Below are 22,011 nucleotides of genomic sequence, written 5' to 3'. Positions count from 1 at the left end.
GGAGGTAATGAATGAAAAAGAAAATTGGGTTAAGTTTACTCAGCATAATAGTTGTCGTAGTGGCAATTGTTTATTTTGGTAAAGAGAAAGAGCATAATGAGGAGATGCTATTAAAAAAAGAAGCCATTGAATTTTGGGTGGTCAGTGATCCTCATTATATTGATAAAAGTTTAACTGATTCGGGTTTAGCCTTCAAAAAAATCAAAGAGACAGCAGCTGGAAAAGAACTTGATTATCAAAAAGAAAGTTGGCAGGCTTTTATTAACAAAGCCATCGAGCAAAAACCGGATATGTTGATCATTACAGGTGATTTAACGTTAAATGGAGAAAAAATCAGTGCGGAAAAGCTGGCTGAATTACTGAAACAACTAACAAACGAAGGCATCAATGTTTTTGTGATTCCAGGAAATCATGATGTCAACGATGGTTGGGCCAGAAAATTTGTTGGTGACAAGCAGGAAAAAATTGATCCGATTTCAATTGCTGATTTTAAAGAAATTTTTGCTGATTTTGGGTATCAAAATGCCACAAACTACGACAAAAATTCATTAAGCTATTCAGTCGCAGTCAATCCACAGTATCATTTTCTTTTTCTAGATTCCAATATATATCCCGAGGACAATCAACCCAAAACAAGTCCCACAACAGGTGGAACGATTCGCGGTAAAACAATGAAATGGATCAAAAAACAATTAGAAAAAGCCAAGCATGAAAAGAAAAAAACGCTCGTTTTCATGCATCATAATATATATGCCCACAACAAACTATTATCAAGCGGTTTTGTTCTTAATAATGCGAACGAATTCAAGCAAGTTTTAGCAGAATACCAAGTACCGATCGTTTTTTCAGGTCATATTCATGCGCAAGATATCATGACAGAAACAACGGATGACCATCCGCTAACTGAAATTGTGTCTAGTTCTTTTTCGATTGCACCTCAAGCTTACGGCGTAGTGAAACTAAAGGGGAATTCATTTGAGTATCAAAAAAAAACAAATACGCATTCAGTTTCCAACTTAGAAAATTATCCGCAATACATCAAAGAACTTTTTATTAACGATGGAATGAGATTAGGGTACAGTCAATTGATTGATGCAGGATTATCTGATAGCAAAAAATTGGATGTCGCCGCTGAATTTGTAGGACAGGTAAATTATCGCTTTTTCTCTGGGGATGATTTTATTACGGATAAAGAAGTGGAGAAAATCAAAGCAGAAGCTGGTTATCGAATTATTTCTGAGAATAGCAAATTTTTAAAAGAATACATTGATTCGATTATTCAAGATAAAAATCAAGAAGATAATCAATTGAAAAAGAATTTTGACTAAACTACTTCTTAACAGAAGAGGTTGGGACACTAACGTTTATTTTCGGATGAGTTGCTTTTGACCCTACCGTTTATTCAGATTTTATGTGACTAGGAACTCACTCAAAAGAGTGAATTCCTAGTCACGTTTTTTTATTGATAGCTTTTGGTTATCATATCTGGGAATAAACTATTATCAGTTTCTGCTGTTTTGTACTATCATAATAAGATAAAGAAAACGCTATAAAAATAAACGATAAAATAAAGCAGAGGAGCGAAAAAAATGGAATTAATTTCAGGGGAAAAAGGATTTGAATTGGTACATGAACGTGGTAACTGGTTACTAAAAAAAGATATCGGTTTTTCGCCAGTTGAACTGTTAGTTGCATCTATTGGTGCATGTGGAGCCTATGTTTATGAGAAAATATTAACGAATTCTCACATTGATTTTACTATTGAAAAGGTAGATATCTCTTATGAACGAGCAGAAGATAAACAAGCGAAACCTTTAAGCCGTGTTGCAATTAATTTTTCGATCCACGTGTCAGAAGAAGCACAAGGAAAAGCTGAGCGTGCATTAAAACTGATTGGCAAAAATTGTCCAGTCATACAATCGTTAGATCCAGAAATAGTGGTTGTTGAAAATGTGATTTTTGTTTAGTTTAGCATCAAGTGTTGAGGAGGAAAGAGATGAAAAAGTTTTTTGCAATTAGTATATTGGCACTTTTAGTTTTTGTGACAGGTTGCAATCCGGCTGGAAAGTCAGAGTCGACTGAATCGAAAAAAGCAGTCGTTCATTTCACTGAGCCAGCAGAACTGCTAACCCTTGATACCACACAAGAAGAAGATTTCACTAGTTTCAATGCCCAAAATCAAGTCCTTGAAGGGCTTTACCAATTAAATGAAAAAGATGAAGCAATTCCAGCTGTAGCCAAAGAGCTACCAGAAATCAGCGAAGACAAACAAACGTATACGATTGCTTTAAGAGACGATGCAAAATGGTCAAATGGTGATCCAGTAACGGCTGAAGACTTTTTATATGCCTGGAGACGAGCCGTCACACCGGAAACAGCACCATCATATGCTAGTTTATTTGTTTCTTCAATCAAAAATGCAGATGCCATTTATCAAGGGAAAATGAAATCGGATCAACTTGGAGTAGAAGCGCCAGACGAGCATACGCTAGTGATCCATCTGATCAAACCAATTCCTTATTTTACGTCTTTATTGACATTTGAAACATTTTTCCCAATCAACCAAACGTTTGCTGAAAAACAAGGCAGCGACTACGGAACGTCAGCAAAAACAACTCTTTATAATGGGCCCTTTACTCTAGACGGTTGGGAACAAAATTCTGATACTTGGAAATACATCAAAAATCCAAAGTATTGGGACGAGAAAAATGTGAAGGTTGATGAAATTCAAACGACCGTTGTAAAATCAACCAGTACAGCCGTTAATTTATATCAAACGGATGAGTTAGATCGAGTTGTATTAGACGGAGAATTTTCTAAACAATATAAAAATGATCCAGATTTTCAAAACCAAAATGATACAAAAATGGGCTATCTCCGCTTTAATCAAGGCCAAAATAAATTATTGGAGAATGTCAATTTACGCAAAGCAATCTCTTTAGCAATCGATCGTGATACCTTTGTAAAAAACATTTTAGGAGACGGTTCTATTGCGGCAACTGGTTTTATTCCTAAAAACTTTGTTCAAAATCCAAAAACAGGGGAAGATTTCCGTAAAGAAAATGGTGTTCAGCAAACATTCGATAAAACAGCCGCACAAACAGCGTTTACACAAGCGAAAGAAGAGTTGCATAAAGAGGCGATCACATTAGTTTATCTAACGAAAGATACGGACATAGAGAAAAAAACAGCTGAATATTTAGCTAACCAAATCGCTGAAGTACTGCCAGACATCAAATTTGAAATCACCACATTACCAAGTAATAACCTGCAGCAACGCTATTTATCTGGTGATTATGATATCGCTTTTGGTCAATGGATGCCTGATTTTAAAGATGCGATTACATTTTTAGATATGTTTGCCTCAACTTCTGGTTTAAACCATGTCAATTACAAAAATCCAGCATATGATCGCTTGATTCAAGCTGCTTCTGATACAGATGCAGCAGATGAAGAAAAAAGATGGTCAGATCTATTGCAAGCAGAACATCTTTTATTAGCTGAAGATTACACAATTGCTCCAATTTATCAACAACAAACAGCCTTATTACAAAAGAAAAATATCAGTGGTGTAGTAAAACACAGTTTTGGTTCACCCTATAGTTTTAAATATATTCAAGTAGAAGAAACAGAATAAGCAGAGAAGCGTGAGACAAAACGAAAAATCAGTTTTGTTTCGCGCTTTAAACCCAAATAAATAGCGAGACAAAGCAACTACTTCGTTAGGCTTCGATAACATCAAATTCTAAGAGTCAAAGCACTTAGAATTGAAGGTTTCGGAAATACGCTTTGTCTCAGCTTTTTTTTTGCAAAAAAAAGAATAAGTTTTCACTTGACACATGAATATCCGTTCATGTATTATAGGTATATGATATATGAACGGATATTCATTTGAAAGAAAAAAGGTGTATCTTTTCAGAAAACAACCAAAAAGGAGGAAGAGTATAATGGAAACAACAAAAGAACATAATCACAGTTGCTCAAATGAGAAAGGACATGGTCATGAACACGATCATAGTCATGGGAAATCGCCAGTCATTTTATTTTTTACAGGGTTAGCTATTTTTATCGTGGCATTCTTTATCGGTGAAGGCTCTTTATTGCAGAATATTCTCTTTGTCAGTGCGATGTTATTATCCGGTTATCATATTATTTTAGAAGGTATTGTAGATACGATCAATGAATCAAAAGAGCAAAGAAAGTTTGTCCCAAATGTTCATATTTTGATGACTTTAGCCGCATTTGGTGCGACGATTATTGGAAATTATGAAGAAGGAGCTTTGCTGATTATCATTTTCGCAGCTGCTCATTTTCTTGAAGAGTATGCAGAAGGCCGTAGTAAAAGAGAAATTACCAATCTACTTAAAATGAATCCAACAGAAGCTCGTTTGATTCAAGCTGATGGTAGCGTGAAGATAGTTGATGTCGCTACATTAAAGATCGGCGACAAATTACAAGTGCTAAACGGCGACCAAATTGCAACTGATGGAGTTATTTTGACTGGAAGAACTTCAATTGATGAATCTTCTATTAATGGAGAAAGTATACCTAGAGAAAAAACAATCGGTGATGAAGTATTTGGTAGTACGATTAATGGTAGTGGTACATTTACAATGGAAGTTACAAAAGATAGCAGTGATACTGTCTTTGCCAAAATTCTTCAATTAGTTAATCAATCGCAATCAAACTTGTCAAAAACAGCTACGAAGATCCAAAAAATAGAACCTTATTACGTGACGGGTGTTTTGATTTTAGTACCAATTTTTATAGCAGCTGGACCATTTATATTTAATTGGTCATGGAATGAAAGCTTTTATCGAGGAATGGTATTTCTGATTTCTGCGTCACCCTGTGCTTTGGCTGCAAGCGCGGTACCAGCCACGTTATCAGGGATTTCAAATTTGGCTAAAAGAGGTGTTTTATTTAAAGGTGGTTCTTATCTAGCAAACTTAGCAACAATCAAGTCAGTCGCTTTTGATAAAACAGGTACATTGACTAAGGGAAAACCATCTGTGACCGATTTTTATTTTTTGACAGACTCAGCACAATTAACAGAACAAGCATGTATTGATTTAATTGTTGCAATGGAAAAAACAGCTAATCACCCGTTAGCTAATGCCATATTGGACAAATTTAAAGCAAAAACAGAATTGACCTTAACGGTAGAAAATGAAGTTGGTAAAGGGCTAGTGACAGAATATCTTGGCGATACGTATCAAATTGGTAAACCCGAATTATTCAGTTTAGTCAAGCCCCAGATCAACGCCCATAATGAACAATACGCAAAAGAAGGAAAAACCGTTGTTTATTTTGCGAAAAATAATGAAGTAATTGGTTTGATTGCAATGATGGATGTACCAAATGAAAATGCTAAAACTGTCATCTCTTATCTAAAATCGCAAGGCATCCATACAACGATGATCACTGGAGATGCAGAATTAACAGGGCAAGCAGTTGGCCGGCAAATCGGGATCGACGAAGTTGTTGGGAATGTAATGCCCGAAAACAAAGCTGCAATTATTAAAGATCAACAAGCACGTTTTGGCAATGTGGCAATGTTAGGAGATGGTGTCAATGATGCGCCAGCTTTAGTAACAGCGGATATTGGTGTCGCAATGGGAGAAGGGACAGACATCGCAATTGATGTAGCAGATGCTGTATTGATGCAGAATGATTTAACTAAATTCAGCTATGCCCATAAGATTTCTAAACGGTTGGATCGAGTTGTTTGGCAAAATATCATCTTTTCAATGTTTATCGTAGTTCTATTGATCACGATGAATATTCTTGGAAAAATGGATATCACGATTGGTGTTATCGCCCATGAAGGAAGCACATTGCTAGTTATTTTAAATGGATTACGTTTATTGATCTCATCTAAAGAGTAAAGAAAAAAGTTGAGACTTAAGCTATCAACTTCAGGAGCAAATTTTTTAAAGTTAGTCTGTTTTAGGTGTCAAAACTAAAGGAATTGGTTCATTAATTGTGAAGAAAATGAGTATTTTGTGTGAAAAAACAGCAAATTACGAAAAAGAATATTTGATAGTATTCCTAAAGTTTAATTAAATTAATAACAAAAAATAATCAGTGAGAAATTTGATTATTTTATGTATTATTGATTTTAAAAATGAAATATTTAATTTTAAGAAGAGTGGTCTCTGAGGTTATTAGAGACCACTTCGTTTGTTTTAGAATAAAATCTAACGTTTAAAAATGGATTTAATCCATAGTATAAAAGAAAATAGTAACAATATTAGCTAAGAATGGACAGTTTGTTTTTAAGGAAAGATAGATAAAACAGAACTGTCTAAAAATATATTAATTCTATTATATATATATAATAAAATGGAATAAATTTGTCGATTCAATAGTTTGTGATAATAAAAAAACATATAAATTTTTAGTTATAGATATTTTTATTTTGAAAATAAAACTGACAACAATTTTAGTTTCACGAAACCCGAAATAAACCACTAATTCAGTTTGTTTGTTTAAGCTTTATCTGATAAAATAGAAAAAGGTAGGTACGTTTTTGAAGCTTTTTGTCTAATGAAAGAATAGTTGATTATTTTACAAATAAAACGATTACGCCATTTGTCACTATAGTTACATATAAAGACAATTCACATAATTTACTTAGTATTTATAGTTAGTACATTCAAAATAATCAATAACAAGAGAGAGTCCCATTTTTGTAGAAGGAAGTGAGCATATGCTAAAAATTTTTGGCAAAGGTAAAAAAAGAAAAAAATACGAAGATTACGATGAATATGATGATGAAGATTATGACGACGATGAGTACGAAGATGATGATGATTACGATGACGACGATTATGATGATGATTACGACGATGACGATGAAGATTATGACGACGATGACGAATACGACGATGACGATGAAGATTATGACGACGATGACGATGACGAATACGACGATGATGATGAAGATTATGACGACGATGACGAATATGATGATGATGACGAGTATGAAGATGACCGACCGTTATTCTCACTGAAAAAGAAAAAAACAAAACAGGCTCCTGTTGCTAGAAAGCCTAAGCCAAAGAAAAAGAGACCACCAGTCAATGTAGTTATCGATGATGAAGAACTAGAAGAACTTCAAGAAGAAAATGAGCAACTTCAAAGTGAGCTTCGAGAGTTGAAAGCTGAATTACGTAAGGGTAAGAGAGAAAATTCTCAATTACAAAACGAAATAGAAGCTGTCCGTCAAACGAATGAATCTTTAGAGAATGAACTATCAATGGTACAAGCTGTGCCAAAAGATTACGATGCTCGTATGGCTGAACTTGAACAAATAAGAAGTAAATATAACAGCTTATTACGTGAAAGCAATCGTCAAATTGATGAAACAGACTTAAACCGCAAAAAAGCAGAGCGCTTTGCAAATAAAATTAGACAGTACGAACAAGAGCTGTTAGCGAAACAAGAAGAAATCGATAAACTTTCAGAAGATCGTATCGTAATTATGGCATCAGATACACCGACAGATTCAGGGGTGTACGAAGAGTTAGCGAAGGTTCGCCAGGAACTAGAAGCAACTAAAAGTCAACTAGCTCAAAAAACAATCGATGTGGATCAACAACTATCTAAAGAAGACATTGGCGAAGTTTTATTAGATGCGAAGAGACAAGCAAAAGAAATTGTAAATCAAGCAAATCAACATGCACAGCTTATCAATGAAGAAACAAAGAAAAAAGCGAGTGTCCTAAAACGCTTAGAACGTGCCGAACAAGAATACCAAAATTATTACAAACGCATCAAAGATGTTAAGGAAGAGTCAGAACAAGCCTTTAACCAGATCATTAACTTGGTGAAAGAAGATCCATATCAATAAGAAAGAGAGGACACAGTATGAAAAAAAGAAATCTAAACAGTAAAAAGTTACGATTATTAAGTGTAGGGTTGCTTACTTCAAGTGCTGTCCTTTCTGTTACCGATGTTCAACCAATTGTTGCTAAAGAAATTAACAATCAAGCAACCTCAGGCTCCGAAGAACAAGAAAGTGTAGCAATTTTATCTTCAACTAAGGAACATGAAACAACAGAAAGTACAGTAGAAGGAATCGAAACTAGCTCTTCTACCGAAAATAGTGCGATGTCTTCAACTGAAGAATCGACTGAAGAGACAAGCAGTGATTCGACAAGTTCGTCAGATGATACAAGTTCTACGTCAGACACGAATGATTCAACGAGTACATCAGATTCAAGTACATCGACAACAACGTCAAGTACTAGTACAACAAGCAGTACTAGTACAACAAGTACGACGACGAGTTCATCAACAACTCCGTCAAAACCAAAACCAAGCAAGCCGAAACCGAGTAAACCAAAACCGAAACCAGTACCAAACAATCCAACACCACCCGTTCAAGGACCAACCCAACGGCCGAGTGTAGCAACTCCGCAACCAAGCAGACCAAATTCCGGATCTACTGTTGGAACGACAACTGGGAACAATAGTGGCGGCTCAGATCAGGTATTCCATATAAGTCCTAATCTGACAACAAAAAGTTTTGTTAAAGTAATTGGTGAGGATGCTCGCTCAATCGCTGGTGAGAATAATTTATATGCATCAGTGATGATTGCCCAAGCAATTTTAGAAAGTGCTTCTGGAAACAGTGCACTAGCTTCTGCACCAAATTACAATTTGTTTGGTATCAAGGGGAGTTATGAAGGTTCAAGTGCTAATTTTCTAACTAGTGAAGACAATGGTTCTGGTGGTATGTTTACGATTCGTTCTAATTTTAGAAAGTATCCATCATACAAAGAATCTTTAGGCGATTATGTGAAGCTTCTTCGCGGTGGAACTGATGCAAGCAGTAGTTTTTATAGTGGTACATGGAAAACGAACACAAAATCATATAAAGATGCAACGAAGTTTTTAACAGGGCGTTATGCGACAGATACTAGCTATAATTCAAAATTGAATGGCTTGATTGATGCGTATGATTTAACGCAATATGATACATTAAAAGACAAAAAGAAAACTAAAAAAGCTAAGAAAATTACATTAAACACGTCTTTTGATAAGTTAGAGAAGAAAAATGATCAAAAAGATCAAAATATTGAATACCTTACGCATGTTGTAAAAAAAGGTGAATCACTTAAATCAATTAGTGAGCTATATAATATTTCTACACTAGCAATTCTAGAAAAAAATCAATTAGACCGACGTATGTTATTTATTGGTCAGAAATTAAGTGTTCCTAAACAAGAAGACAAAGTTACAACTCTAGTAAAAGAAGATGCAGTAGACCGTTCATTGGATATGGTTCAAAAATTATCGAATGCATTCACAGGTCAAGCTACAACACAGTCGGCTGTTAAAAAAGAAACAAAAACAACAGCAACTAAAAAGAAAACAACAGTTAAAAAAGATACAAAAGATTATCAAGTAAGTGCAACTCGTAAGAAAACAAAAGAAACCTATGAGGTGAAAAAAGGCGATACTTTAGCTAGTATTTCTAAAAAAACTGGTATTTCAGTTTGGTCGTTAAAAGAGTGGAACGACTTAGACCAATATTTCTTAACAGAAGGACAGCAGCTTATTTTAGCGCCAGTTTATGATCTTCAATCGTAGAAAACAAGAAAGGAGAACGGTTTAATGAATGATTATTTCGATGTGTTTTTTCATCAACAAGCAATTCCATTCACTATGGGAACCGTTCTCTACCAAAAAGATAGTACGGAAGAAATTGTTGATGCATGTGAAACACTCTATGAACGCTCAACGGGAGATTTTCTAACTTTTCTGGAAAATGATGAAATTTCTGAAAAAATTATTTCTTCACCGATCAAAAAACATGTGGAAATCCAGTTTTTTCAAGCTCAATTAAATTGGGATGTTTTACTGGAAGAACTGGAAGAACTTTTCCCACAGTTTATTTGGACAAAAATAGTTGAAGAAGTGGACGGTATTTTTAGTACATATTTCTGTGAATTTATTCCTATTTCCTTCGCTTCAGAGGAAGAACCAATTCAATTTATTGTTTCAGCTAGTTTACAACAGATGGGCTATTCAAAATCTGAATCAGTCAGCAGTATCTTAGAAGCAAAACTCCTTGCTAGTTTTCAAGAAGAAGAGCAGATGTCTTTATCTAGTGAGACACTAACTTTTCCTGTAGAAGTATCTATAGAAGAAAATGTTGAAAATGCAGTAGATGTCGATTTTTCATTTTTAGATGATGATTCAGAAGAGGAAGAAATATCTGAAGTAGAACCAAGAGATGAAGTCGAAATAACTGCAGTTACTCGTTCAGAAGAAAGCGAAGTTCTTTTCTTAAAAGAAAGTCTAAAGAGAGAGAAAGCGTCAAAGGAACGTGTGCGGGTAGCAAAAGAAAAATTAGAGTACGAGCTGCTCGCCATAGAAAACAGTTTGCTCGTTAGTGGCTTAAAACGATTTAAGAAACATCAAAAAAGCTCAATTGATGAAGAAGACTGGTATAAACCAGTCCGGATCGATTTGATAAAATATGATGATCTTTATAAAAAGGCGAAGTTTATTGAACAATCTTGGCGCTTGAATCGTCAATTAGTAACAACTACGGAAAAAATGACCGTAACGAAAGATCAATGGGTCTATGAACGTGCACGAATTGAAAAAATCAAAAATAGTGTATCAGAAATGGATTTACAATCAATGATGGAGCAATGTCATTTGATCAATGAGCGAGTAAAAATTCGTCCTGGTTTCCTATTTTTAAAACCCAGAGTAAAATTATATCAAATCGATTATGAACAATTAGAGAAGATCAGTGCCTTCTTTGATATAATTCAAACTGAAAATAGATTACTAGAATCAGTGATCGAGCAAAAAGAATTTGATGTATAATCATTAATGAACAAAGCAGAAACGCTAGGTAACTAGAAAGGTTTCTGCTTTTTTTGTCGATTAAAGAAGTAAAACAGTCATTATTGCTATAATATATTTTCTTAAAATTCATAGATTTTGTAGTAAAAGGTCATTTTTTACTAGAAAAGCAAGCTGCAATTCTGTAATAATTATAGATTTTTGTAACATTACGATCGTTATTAAATTGAATAAGAAGAATATTTCAGAAAAAAACATGTTTTTTTACATTCTGAAAATCAAAAAGAAATCCAGTGCGAACAAGTGTTTTGATGAGTGTATTTTACAAGCTGTTACGCAATGCAAACACTCGTAACGAATTGTTACGGTATCTTCACCTATGAAATATTTTTAGATGTTAAAGTATGCAAAGTCGATAAACAAACGACGAAAATATTTTTTACAAAGGAGAAACAACATGAAATCACTTAAAACGATTTTATTAGCAACAACTTTGACTGCAGGATTTGGAATTTTTATGGGAACGACTGACGCGCATGCTGATAGCTTATATACAGTAAAATCAGGAGATACATTATCTACTATCTCTCATCAATTTAATGGAGACAATAGCTTAATCGATTTAATCGCAAAAGATAACAATATCCTTAATGTAAATATGATCTTCGAAGGTGAAGAATTAGTAATTCGTACAGATGAAGAAGCGACTCAAGCACCAGCTAAACAACAAGCGCCAGTAGCCGCACCTGTACAAGAAACGCAAGTAGAAGAAGCACCAGTTGCAGAATCGGCACCTGTAGCATCAACAGTTGCAGCAGATAGCTCTTCTGCAAAAGAATGGATTGCGCAAAAAGAATCAAGTGGTTCTTATGGTGCAACAAATGGTAAATATATCGGTAGATATCAATTAGATGCTTCTTACTTAAATGGTGACTATTCTGAAGCCAATCAGGAACGTGTAGCGGATAGTTATGTAGCTGGACGTTACGGGTCATGGGAAGCAGCACAATCTTTCTGGATGGCTAACGGCTGGTATTAAACAATACAGTCTCATAGGTAACAATTAAATAAATAATAAGAGAAGCAACCATTTTATTGGGGGCTTCTTTTTTTTGAAGTTATCGAAATAATAATACGCTACCTTTCATAAGTGAATATAATTTAATGAACTTTATCTTAGGCAGGTGAAGTAAAATACCTAAACCTTACAAAAATCTCAAAGTAGCTGGAATAATCAATGCAATAAAATCATGAATAATCGAATAGAAAAGAATATAGAACTCGCAATAATAGGGAGAGACTCGTATAATAATTGTTAATAACATATTTGAAAATTATCTAGTTTATTTTCAAATGTGTTTCATATGATTCAAAAGGAAAAGAATAATAAGTAGAGAAGGGAAGTATTTACATGAAAAAGCAGGCGTTGTTAAACACCATTTTTAGAGTAGTTCGCTTTATTTTTATCGCTATTATCGGTTACTTAGTTTATAAGGCCTTATTTTCAGAGATCTTAACAAGAAAAATCCATATCTTTCTTTATATCATTTTATGGCTATTTAGTTCCTATCTGGTACTTCCTTTTATTAATAAATTAATGACAGGACGCTATTTGCCAGATTATTTTATCGGACGCTCGAGAACAGGGGATGGTTTACTTGGCGATCCAATCAATCTTGCTTTTATTGGATCGCAAGAAGAATTAAACCAACTTTTTATAAAAGCTGGTTGGACAATAGCGGAGCCATTATCAATAAAATCTAGTCTGCATATGATCATTGCGAGTGTTTTAGGTAAGTCCTATCCTAAAGCACCAGTCAGTTCATTATTTCTATTTAATAAGAAGCAAGACATAGCATTTGAGCGAGAGATAGACAACAATCCAAGAAGAAGACATCATGTTCGCTTTTGGAAAACACCAGAAGATTGGTATTTACCAGGAGGAAGGAATGCCGATTGGCTAGGTGCAGCAACCTATGATAAAAAAGTTGGTTTTTCATTTTTTACAGGACAAATCACACATAAAATCAATTCAGATGTCGATCAAGAGAGAGACTTTGTTTTAGGTATGCTTAAACGGTCAAATCAATCTGTTTCTATTGAAATAGTTGAACACTTCACTACGAGTTATCATGGACGTAACGGTGGTGGTGACGAAATCTTCACTGATGGTGCATTGCCGTTTATTAAATTAGATAAATAAGGAGAATCGAAGAAAAGAAGGTAAAATACTTTTCTTCGTTTTTTTTTTGCTCCCGATTGATCAAGTAGAAGGAAACAACATAGGACGTTAACAACTGTTTTTTGCAAGTATTGTTCTGGTGAGACCGTCTTTATACGATTATTTTTTCAATTGGCTTAGAAAATCAGATGTTTATAGAAGAAGAAAATTAAAATCACCATTTTTTACGTCATCATTGAAGAAGACAACACTATTTAACGGTTGTCTTTCTTATGGTATTTGGATAGGAATAGATAAATTTTATATTGTTTATCAAAAAAGTATGATATTTTCTCTTTTTTTTAATAATAAAAAAGTAGTTATTTTATATATACTTGTTATAGAAATATGTATATATAAAAAATCCCGTTCTAAATAAGAACAGGAAAAAAATGGCAGATTAAAGAAAATGTGGATATATTTTTATTTTCATCACTTTTAAACGGTTATATGATTTGCGAAATATCTTTTAATTACTTGTTTTAAAGATAAAAATAAAGTGAAATATGTGGATATGATATCTTTTTTTTATCTTTTGTAAGTATAACTCATTTTTATCCTAAGAACATATCAATTTTTTCATTAATTTCTGAATAATTTGAGAAAAGCTGTTTTTTTTTTCGCCGTCAGATTCGCCGTCAATTATTTTTTATGGGAGGAAGATTACTTTGGCTAGAAAAGGTGAAAATATTTATAAAAGAAAAGATGGTCGTTGGGAGGGGCGATATATTAAGGGAAGAAAAGCGAATGGGCTTATCCATTATGGTTATGTTTATGGTCAAACGTATACAGAGGTGAAGAAAAAATTGACAATAAAAAAAGCAACGATGTTCAGTGCTCAAGACCAGTCAGAACAGTTTTACGGAAGTCTCAACAATTGGTTAGATTATTGGTTAGAGAAAATAATCAGTACAAAAGTGAAACCAGGAACATTTGATAGTTATAAAAGCAAATTAGACTGTCATGTTCGTCCCTTAATTGGGGAGATAAGACTGAGTGACTTAACAGTTGAACATATCAATAAATTTATTGAGAATACGCAGAAAAAGATATCAATCAATTCACTTCATTCTGTTTTTAGAGTATTAAAAACATCTTTAAGATATGCACAAAAACTACATTTTGTGAAAAGCTCAGTTTATGAAAATGTTGAGCTTCCAAAAGGAAAGAAACCTAAAATTGCAACTATTTCACAATTTGAACACAAACTTTTGATAAGAGAAGCAAAAAGATCTTCTAACGGTCTAGCAATGTTGATGTCATTAGAAACAGGTATGAGAATTGGCGAAATTGCTGGCTTGAAATGGGAAGATATCGACTTTGAAAACAGAGTGCTATCAATCAAGCGTACCCTTCAGAGAGTAAAAACTTATACCGAAAGTAGCGATAAGACGCAAATTATCGAAGAAAAACCAAAATCAGAAAATTCAGAGCGAGTGATACCTTTATCATCTGATTTATTAGAGCAACTATTGAGTAAGAAAGAATTGAGCAAGAGTGCTTATGTTGTTTCTAAAACTCAAGGGTTTACAGAACCACGCACGATTCGCTATCAATTTAAACGGTTGTTGCAAAAGGTTAAATTAGCAGATTATTCATTTCATGCCTTGAGACATTCGTTTGCTACTCGTTGCTTAGAAAAAGGGGTAAATATTGCTGTAATCAGTTCTTTATTGGGACATGCATCAACCAAAATGACACTTGATATTTATACAAATTCCAACTTAACAGAAGAAAGAATTGCGGTGGAAGCAGTTGCTGCTATCTAGTAGAAAATTACGGTTTCGCCGTCACAATCGCCGTCAAAGGAAATTCAAATCGTTGATGTCAAACGATTTATGCAGTGATTTCCTGTTCTTATTTAGAACGAGAAAATTCTGTCAAATTTATAAATATTAATAATTAAAATTAATTTTACTATGAATTTGAATAAAATAATAATTTTTGGCTTTTAAGTTTATTATTTTAAATCTAGAAATGAAAATGACAAAGGAATTGAAAATAACTGGAACCGACCATTATTAAGAACTAGGAGGAAACAAATGTTTAACATAGCCTTAGTAAATACTATTGAAGAGGATCAATCAGAATACATAGTTGCTTTAAAAGAAAAAAAATGCACGCTTCATCATGTCAATTTAAATGAAATGGAGGAAAGGATTCCCCAAATGGACGCGGTGATCATCAATGAACCTACTATAGAAGATATTGGCTTGACGTGTGAGTCGATAATCAAAGTGAGAAGTTTGACGAATCATTTTGTCTGGATTTTATCTGATGAGTCAACAAAGATAAATCGTATTGTCCATCTTCAACTTGGAGCGGATGGTACTTTTGATAATCGGACAGAGTCAGATGAATTTTGTTTGTCTATTATGAATACACTTGAGAGAAGAACTGATAAGAAGCAGAAACAAGAGACTATTACTGATACTGTACATCCAACAATGGAAGGACAACCACCAGCAATTCGACTAGTCCCTAATAATTTCTCCGTAAGTATTGAAGGAAAAGGGGAAGTAGGACTGACTAAGTTGGAATTCAAAGCCTTAGAATCTTTGATTCGTCGCAAAGGAGAAGCAATCACATATGAAGAACTGTACAAAAGTGTTTGGGGCGAAGAAAAAGGCGATAAGAAATATCGTGTAGCCAATTTAGTTTTCCATCTAAGGAAAAAACTAGAAGATGATTCCTTCAAACCAAAATATATCCGAACTGTTCGTTCAAGAGGGTATATGTTGTCTAGTTGAGAAATCTATAATTCACTTTAATCTGTTTTCATTTTTTGATTCAAGAGAACAATTGTTTATCTATGAATGGAAAATTGGAATATATGTGTGATCCGACTCACACAAAATCACACGAATAGAGAGGAGTTGAAAAAAATAATGAAGATCGAAAAAAAAGCTATACTAGTTGCTTTGTTGGTTTCTTTGTTTAGTATTTTGGGATTTCTAATGTTCAATGAACAAACCAAAATACAAGCTTCTGAGGAAAATAAAAGTAACTATACTTTAAAAAAGATTTCTGAATCAACAAATCAAGTAGAATACCTATTGAAAGTCGAAAACTCTCAAAAAGCGAAAATTGAATTGTCTTTAGACGAAACGAAAATAGGTCTTTTATCTGAAGAGGCTCTGATGGAATCTTTTTCTTCACAGCAAGCAAGTGAGCTAGAAGTCAAAGAACATGATCAAACGAATAAAGTAACTATTCAATTTAAAAAAGCTAAAGGTAACTATGAGTTTCCGATAGTTTTTGATGCTACAAAAATCGGGAAAAACATCTCTGATACGCTTAAAGTAGTTCATGAAAATGATGTAGTTGCAAAGGGTAGCTTTAATTTGAAGTATCCAGGACAAGTAGTTGAGACTCCGATAAACACTAACCCAATTACACCTACAGTTGCTTCTAATACAAGAAGCGTAGCTACAGTTGAGAACTGGACAACGTTTGTGAGTGCTTTACAAAATCCGACAGTACATTCAATTAAATTGACTAAAAATATTTCTCGCGGAAGTTCATCGGTTAATCCTGGTACAGTGAATAGAAGTGTCACAATTGATGGGACTAACGGAGTGGATAATTTTGAATTAGATTTTGGTGCTAATTCGGCTGCTAATTTTAGAATCACTTTAGGATCGGTCGGGATAGCTTCTGAAATTAGATTTAACAATGTGAATTTAAAAGGTTCTGGTACTGCCGTTTCTTCAAATGATGCATTAGTATATGCGTCAGCTGCTGATAGTGCAAATTGGACTGCGGCTTTTAACAATATTTCATTAAGTGAAGGTCATACCAAACGTATTGCCTATTTGCCAAACGGCGCTATTTTGATGGATGGAGGCAATATTCATTTGACTCATAATGGTATAGGTTCTGGTGGTGCTGGTGGAACAAGTATGAATGATAACTGGCATAAATTATTTGAAGCTAAAAATATAACGATTACTAATGGGACAAAGGTTAGCGGCTCTTTTTCAGATATGTTTCTGGCGTCCCAGGTAAATGATTCAACGATTAATGTTGATCAAGGTTCAACGTTAGATTTAAATAATAGCAGAACAGCGATGATAGGTCTTAATGGTGACAGAGCAACGATGAAATTTAATGGCGAAGGAACAAAAGCCACACTGTATGGTTCACAAAATGGAGTAGATGCATTTGGCACTATTGTGGGGATTAAAGGAGCGAACTCTGTAATAGAAGTTACAAATTCAGCAGAATTCCTACTGACTTCCAAATCACATCCAACAACGGTCATGGAAGGAAATGGTGGTATCTTTAATATTAAGAACAATGCCAAACTACATGCCACAATTTTAGACGATGCGACTGGAAATGGTTTTGGTGCTGTAATGCGTTTCAGGCTATCAAATGACATGCAGTTTAACATTGAAGATAAGTCCGAATTTATTCTTCTTAAAGAAAAAAGTTCTAGATCTGAAACGTTGAGATTATCAGCTAGTAGTACTGCAAATGGAAATAATGCCGTAAAAGTAACCGGAGGTTCGAAGTTTAAAGTTATTAATAATGGGAACCAAGAGGGGATAAATTATACTGGTACCGGTAATTCATTCAGAGTACAAGATAAAGATTCTAAAGTTGAAATTGTTGCTAAAGGAAATAGAGGATTCAGTTCTGGTAATAGAACAATAATTGCTGGAGATCCTGGCACGGAATTTACAATTGATGGATACGGTACTGGTGGTACATTTGATTTTGGTACAAATTCCATACTCGAGTTTCATAATATGCTGTACTACGATTTTAGAAACAATAGCGGTAGTGTAGTTTTTAATGGAAGTGGTGATTTAAAAAATGTCTATTCTGACGTCAGTGTTTGGAAACAAGGCAATGCTGATCAATTAGAAGGAAACCCATTTAGAGCATGGACCCTTATCGATATGGGGCTGTATGACACTGGTTTTAGATATGATTATCATAGTTCACGTGCTGCGAGGTATCGAACCTTTGAAATGAGTCAGATCAATTTACCTGGCACTTTTACGACAGATGATGCAGCTCATGCTGTATTGGGAAGTACAGCTAATAGTATGCGTACAATGGCACGTATCAGTGGAAATAATGCTAATCCAATTGTAGATGAACTACGAACGCCCACAAATGCGGATAAGTATTTATTCGGACACGTTACCATTCCAGAGGGTGTTGAAGGTTCTCGTGATGCTTGGACAGATGAAGTGACTGTTGTCTTAAAAGTAACGAAAGCTAATGGTGAAGCGCCTTATGAAATAAATGGTAAGACGGTGGGCGTAGACGGTTCTTCAAAAGGACTCAGTGTATACGGAGAAAATGAAAGAGCTGGTTTATTCCAAGCTGAAAATAAAAAGACTTCTTCTGGAACTGCCGAGTTTTTTGAAGCAGGTGATAAGGTTGAAGTAGTAAGAGCATGGCGTGGCGGTAAAGCTGGCGATTTAAATCCAGATCCTAGCAGTGTTCATATAGGAAAACCAGGGGATGAAGTTCCAGATGGGCTGAAAGGGTGGGCCGAGTCAGTTGAGTCGCTGGACGTCACTCCACCAACTCAAGCAGTAGTACCAACCAATCTGAACAACGCAACCAAACAATTATCAGGTACTAGTAATGAAAATGGTGCAAAAGTTTTTGTCAAGGTCAATGATCAATGGTTAAAAGGTTCAGATGGAAAAGCAATCACATCAAAAGTCAGCGCAGGTAAATGGACGATTGATTTACCTGAATATTTAGATAAGACAGCTAAAGTAGATGTCTATTTAAAAGATACTGCAACAAACAGTCCTTTACCGGCCTTTACATTACCGAAAACTTATACACAAGAACCCGATGGTGTATTTGGAAATATCAATGAAGAAATTACTGGGTATGAAAATTACCAAGGTTATCATGATGCAGTGAAAGTTGGCAACAAAGACGAGCGATTTAATCAAGCAAAACGTTTGATTACGAAAGATGTCATCCCAGATCAATCAAAATTAGTTAAATCGGTGGTATCAAGTGGAGGTTCAGGTAAAACTGCAATTGGTGACACGCTGACCTATACATTGCAAGCTGAAAATCCTAAGACGGGATCTGAACCTTGGAAGAATGTTGAATTAGTCGATGTTCTAGCAACTGGGTTATCTTTTGATCCAACAGATAATGGTATTACCATCAATGGTAAATCAATTGGTACAGATCAAAGTAAATTTAGTTATGATGAAGAAACACGAACATTAAAAATTTATGTTGGAGATTTAGCGGCCAATAAAAAGGTAACAGCAAGCTTTAAAGTTAAACTTGGGCAAGATGCTATTGTGGGTAATGATATTAAAAATCTAGCAAAGGCAAATGGTGATTCACCCCGAGAGAAGCCATTTATCCAAGGTCCAATCAATCCAGATTCAGCACATGAACTTCTTACAATAAGTTCTAATGAAGTTGGGTTGCCAGGAGGTAAAGTAGAAGGTGTTCTTTCCTTTGTTTCAGCACCAAAAATGATTGATTTTGGGCTAAAAGAATCGGGAAGTTATGGGAACTTTTCTGCTGATAACCCAGAATTTGATCAATCTCTTGTGGTTAGTGATAGCCGAGAAGTCTTAACTGATTGGAAGCTATCCGCTAAAGTAACAAAAGTGATGGAATCAACCGACGACCAATCTTATAAATTACCAGAAGCGCTTATCTACAAAGATGGTGCACGTGATAATGTACTGAAATTAGAAGAACCATATGACATTATCAAAAAAGCCAGAGGTAGTCAAAACATTAGTGAAGAGGAATGGGTCAAAAAAGGGAATGGGTTTAAAATGGTTCTGGAAGCAAACCAATATAGAAAAATTGGCGAGTACACTGCGACTATCAAATTTACTTTAAGTGAAACCCAATAATGGAGGGATAAAATGAGAACAAAAAAAGTCACATATCTGCTTATCTTTTTCATAGTTTGGGTTACGTTAGTCATTTTGCCACCTCAGTTAGTAAATGCACAAGAGGATGAAAACGGTGGTGGTGCAGTTCAAACGAATGGAGAAATTGGTTTCTACGAAGAAGATGGTTCTACAGAATCATCAACATTAACTAGTTCATCAAAATCAATTGATAAGGAAACATCTATCAAGCCTAAAGGCAAGTATCCTTCAACGGGTGAATTAGTAAAAAAAAGTTTATCCATTAGTGGTGCTGTTGTAGTTGTAATTGTTTTAGGCTATTTTCTTTTGAGACGGAAAAAGGAAAAGCAAGAAGGAAAGGGGCATTAAGCAATGAAAAGAACAGTGACATTGTCTTTACTTGCCGCGACTCTTTTAATAACAGGACCTTTTATAACAGGGACTCAGACTGTATTCGCTGAAGAAAGTTTAGATGGCGCAGGGAACATTCAGTTTACTGGTAACTATGAAAGTAGAGGGATTAAAGATCCTGAACATCCAGATGACATTGTCGATGCAGGAGAAAGTCCGAGTACCTCTGGAAAGCTTCGTATTGATTTTGTTCCACAATTCAATTTTACTGGACGCAATAAAATATCCGATAAAGATATGACGTATTCGGTGAATGCTCAATTATTTCATGGCGCGACTGAAGCTCGTGGGAATTTCATCCAGATTTCAGATTATCGTGGCGGAGCAATAGGATGGACTCTTCAGTTAAAACAAGAGACACAATTTCAGAATACTAAAACATCAAACAATCAATTAAATGGTGCCGTGTTGTCTTTAGACAAATCATGGACGAATTCTACGGTAGATAACGCATATGCCCCAGTTGTTTCAGGTGATATTATTCGTCTGGAAAATATTGGAGAAACATATAATTTAGCAGAGGCAAAACAAGGCACAGGAGCAGGCACGTGGTCTATTTCATTCGGAGGATCTTCTGATAATCCGCTTGGAAGAGAAAACACCTTGAAACCAAAAGTCGATGCAGATGGAAAGCCAATGCTTGATGCAAACTTTGAAAATAAGCAAATGCAAGAAAATAGTGCAATAACGTTGTCAATACCCGGAACAACGAAAAAAGATCCGGTACCTTACACTACGGTGCTAACTTGGACATTAGCCGAGTTACCATAAATCAAAACACACAAAACTAGGAGGAAACACACATGAAATTAACACACAAATTATGCGGGGCTGCATTACTAGCAGCAACAGGAGTTGCTTTAGCAATGCCTAACACAACAAAAGCGAACGATCTTGATGGATCGGGGCATATTGAATTTACCTATAATACAGATGAAGATCCAATCATCACTGATCCAGGTAATTCAACGGGTACAACAATCACAACGGGTATTACAACAACAAACCCTGGGCCTATGGGTATTATTGGTATTAGCCCATTAGACTTTGATTCACACGATATTTTAACAAGTCAAACACAACGTGATTACAAGGCGTTGCTTATCACAGCAAACCCAGATAGTACAGAAGAAGATAAAGCTACTAACACTGGGAAATTTGACATGCAAAATGCTGTATGGTTCCAAGATTTACGTGCGACAGATAGCCGTCCATACCAATTAACTGCTAAAATCAGTGAAAACTTTAAAGAAAAGACAAGTGGCACTTACCTTAAAGGTGCTAACATTACGTACAAAAACATCAATGTAACATCAACTGCAGATCCAAGCTTAAAACCGGTTGAAAAATCAGGGACTGTAAAACTTATAGCAGGCGATGGTGCAACTGCTGGTGGATCAGAAATTTTTGTGGATAACAGAGATGCTGCAGAGGGTGTTGGTTATGGTAAATTCGAACTTAACTTTGGTTTACACTCGGATGGTACTGCAGAAGAAGCGGTTATGTTAAACATCCCGTCAACAACCGCAATTGGTGAAGGAGATTACTCTGCAAAAATTACTTGGACGATGGCAGACGTAATTTAAGTTGCAACCATTAACTTCATTTTAAAGAAAAATAAGTACTGAGTGAGGTTCGCCGGCTCATTGAGTCGGTGAATTTCATTTTATAGAAAGGTTA

General features: G+C 35.0%; 15 protein-coding genes. All 15 read left to right on the top strand.

Annotation, left to right across the window (positions count from 1 at the left end; translation table 11 throughout):
* Window positions 1-11: 11 nt before the first annotated feature.
* The 15 genes from I583_RS11885 (at window position 12) to I583_RS11815 (ending at window position 21,917) form a co-directional block, all read left to right on the top strand.
* Window positions 12-1,328, top strand: a complete 1,317-nt coding sequence (locus I583_RS11885; protein WP_010761642.1) for a metallophosphoesterase — start codon at window positions 12-14, stop codon at window positions 1,326-1,328.
* Between the two features lie 261 nt (window positions 1,329-1,589).
* Complete coding sequence (locus tag I583_RS11880; protein ID WP_010761641.1) at window positions 1,590-1,967, top strand: OsmC family protein; 378 nt, start codon at window positions 1,590-1,592, stop codon at window positions 1,965-1,967.
* A gap of 29 nt (window positions 1,968-1,996) precedes the next feature.
* On the top strand, window positions 1,997-3,637 hold the full coding sequence (locus tag I583_RS11875) for a peptide ABC transporter substrate-binding protein (protein WP_010761640.1): 1,641 nt from the start codon (window positions 1,997-1,999) through the stop codon (window positions 3,635-3,637).
* 310 nt (window positions 3,638-3,947) lie between these two features.
* Window positions 3,948-5,888, top strand: coding sequence for a heavy metal translocating P-type ATPase (locus I583_RS11870; RefSeq protein ID WP_010761639.1), 1,941 nt, complete (start codon window positions 3,948-3,950; stop codon window positions 5,886-5,888).
* 824 nt (window positions 5,889-6,712) lie between these two features.
* Entirely contained in the window at window positions 6,713-7,855 is a 1,143-nt protein-coding gene (locus I583_RS11865) for a hypothetical protein (protein WP_010761638.1), read from the top strand.
* 17 nt (window positions 7,856-7,872) lie between these two features.
* A complete protein-coding gene (locus tag I583_RS11860) occupies window positions 7,873-9,600 on the top strand; it encodes a glucosaminidase domain-containing protein (RefSeq protein ID WP_010761637.1) in 1,728 nt (575 codons plus the stop codon).
* A 24-nt stretch (window positions 9,601-9,624) separates the two neighbouring features.
* Window positions 9,625-10,851, top strand: coding sequence for a hypothetical protein (locus I583_RS11855; RefSeq protein WP_010761636.1), 1,227 nt, complete (start codon window positions 9,625-9,627; stop codon window positions 10,849-10,851).
* 436 nt (window positions 10,852-11,287) lie between these two features.
* A complete protein-coding gene (apf, locus tag I583_RS11850) occupies window positions 11,288-11,869 on the top strand; it encodes an aggregation-promoting factor (RefSeq protein ID WP_010761635.1) in 582 nt (193 codons plus the stop codon).
* 372 nt (window positions 11,870-12,241) lie between these two features.
* Complete coding sequence (locus I583_RS11845; protein WP_010761634.1) at window positions 12,242-13,033, top strand: LssY C-terminal domain-containing protein; 792 nt, start codon at window positions 12,242-12,244, stop codon at window positions 13,031-13,033.
* Window positions 13,034-13,719: 686 nt separating this feature from the next.
* Window positions 13,720-14,820, top strand: coding sequence for a tyrosine-type recombinase/integrase (locus I583_RS11840; RefSeq protein WP_010761633.1), 1,101 nt, complete (start codon window positions 13,720-13,722; stop codon window positions 14,818-14,820).
* Window positions 14,821-15,093: 273 nt separating this feature from the next.
* Complete coding sequence (locus I583_RS11835; RefSeq protein ID WP_010761632.1) at window positions 15,094-15,801, top strand: winged helix-turn-helix domain-containing protein; 708 nt, start codon at window positions 15,094-15,096, stop codon at window positions 15,799-15,801.
* Between the two features lie 138 nt (window positions 15,802-15,939).
* Window positions 15,940-19,920, top strand: a complete 3,981-nt coding sequence (locus I583_RS11830; RefSeq protein ID WP_010761631.1) for an isopeptide-forming domain-containing fimbrial protein — start codon at window positions 15,940-15,942, stop codon at window positions 19,918-19,920.
* A 12-nt stretch (window positions 19,921-19,932) separates the two neighbouring features.
* Window positions 19,933-20,289 carry an LPXTG cell wall anchor domain-containing protein gene (locus tag I583_RS11825; RefSeq protein WP_010761630.1) on the top strand — a complete coding sequence of 119 codons (357 nt, stop codon included), beginning with the start codon at window positions 19,933-19,935 and terminating at the stop codon, window positions 20,287-20,289.
* A 3-nt stretch (window positions 20,290-20,292) separates the two neighbouring features.
* Entirely contained in the window at window positions 20,293-21,102 is an 810-nt protein-coding gene (locus tag I583_RS11820; protein WP_010761629.1) for a WxL domain-containing protein, read from the top strand.
* A 32-nt stretch (window positions 21,103-21,134) separates the two neighbouring features.
* On the top strand, window positions 21,135-21,917 hold the full coding sequence (locus I583_RS11815) for a WxL domain-containing protein (protein ID WP_010761628.1): 783 nt from the start codon (window positions 21,135-21,137) through the stop codon (window positions 21,915-21,917).
* Window positions 21,918-22,011 lie beyond the last annotated feature (94 nt).

Source organism: Enterococcus haemoperoxidus ATCC BAA-382 (genome assembly GCF_000407165.1).
GTDB classification, from domain to species: domain Bacteria; phylum Bacillota; class Bacilli; order Lactobacillales; family Enterococcaceae; genus Enterococcus_L; species Enterococcus_L haemoperoxidus.
This window is presented reverse-complemented; position numbering and strand designations above follow the sequence as displayed.

Coding starts and splice junctions, on each gene's coding strand:
- I583_RS11885 (WP_010761642.1), top strand. CDS start 12: ATGAAAAAGAAAATTGGGTTAAGTTTACTCAGCATAATAGTTGTCGTA.
- I583_RS11880 (WP_010761641.1), top strand. CDS start 1,590: ATGGAATTAATTTCAGGGGAAAAAGGATTTGAATTGGTACATGAACGT.
- I583_RS11875 (WP_010761640.1), top strand. CDS start 1,997: ATGAAAAAGTTTTTTGCAATTAGTATATTGGCACTTTTAGTTTTTGTG.
- I583_RS11870 (WP_010761639.1), top strand. CDS start 3,948: ATGGAAACAACAAAAGAACATAATCACAGTTGCTCAAATGAGAAAGGA.
- I583_RS11865 (WP_010761638.1), top strand. CDS start 6,713: ATGCTAAAAATTTTTGGCAAAGGTAAAAAAAGAAAAAAATACGAAGAT.
- I583_RS11860 (WP_010761637.1), top strand. CDS start 7,873: ATGAAAAAAAGAAATCTAAACAGTAAAAAGTTACGATTATTAAGTGTA.
- I583_RS11855 (WP_010761636.1), top strand. CDS start 9,625: ATGAATGATTATTTCGATGTGTTTTTTCATCAACAAGCAATTCCATTC.
- apf (WP_010761635.1), top strand. CDS start 11,288: ATGAAATCACTTAAAACGATTTTATTAGCAACAACTTTGACTGCAGGA.
- I583_RS11845 (WP_010761634.1), top strand. CDS start 12,242: ATGAAAAAGCAGGCGTTGTTAAACACCATTTTTAGAGTAGTTCGCTTT.
- I583_RS11835 (WP_010761632.1), top strand. CDS start 15,094: ATGTTTAACATAGCCTTAGTAAATACTATTGAAGAGGATCAATCAGAA.
- I583_RS11830 (WP_010761631.1), top strand. CDS start 15,940: ATGAAGATCGAAAAAAAAGCTATACTAGTTGCTTTGTTGGTTTCTTTG.
- I583_RS11825 (WP_010761630.1), top strand. CDS start 19,933: ATGAGAACAAAAAAAGTCACATATCTGCTTATCTTTTTCATAGTTTGG.
- I583_RS11820 (WP_010761629.1), top strand. CDS start 20,293: ATGAAAAGAACAGTGACATTGTCTTTACTTGCCGCGACTCTTTTAATA.
- I583_RS11815 (WP_010761628.1), top strand. CDS start 21,135: ATGAAATTAACACACAAATTATGCGGGGCTGCATTACTAGCAGCAACA.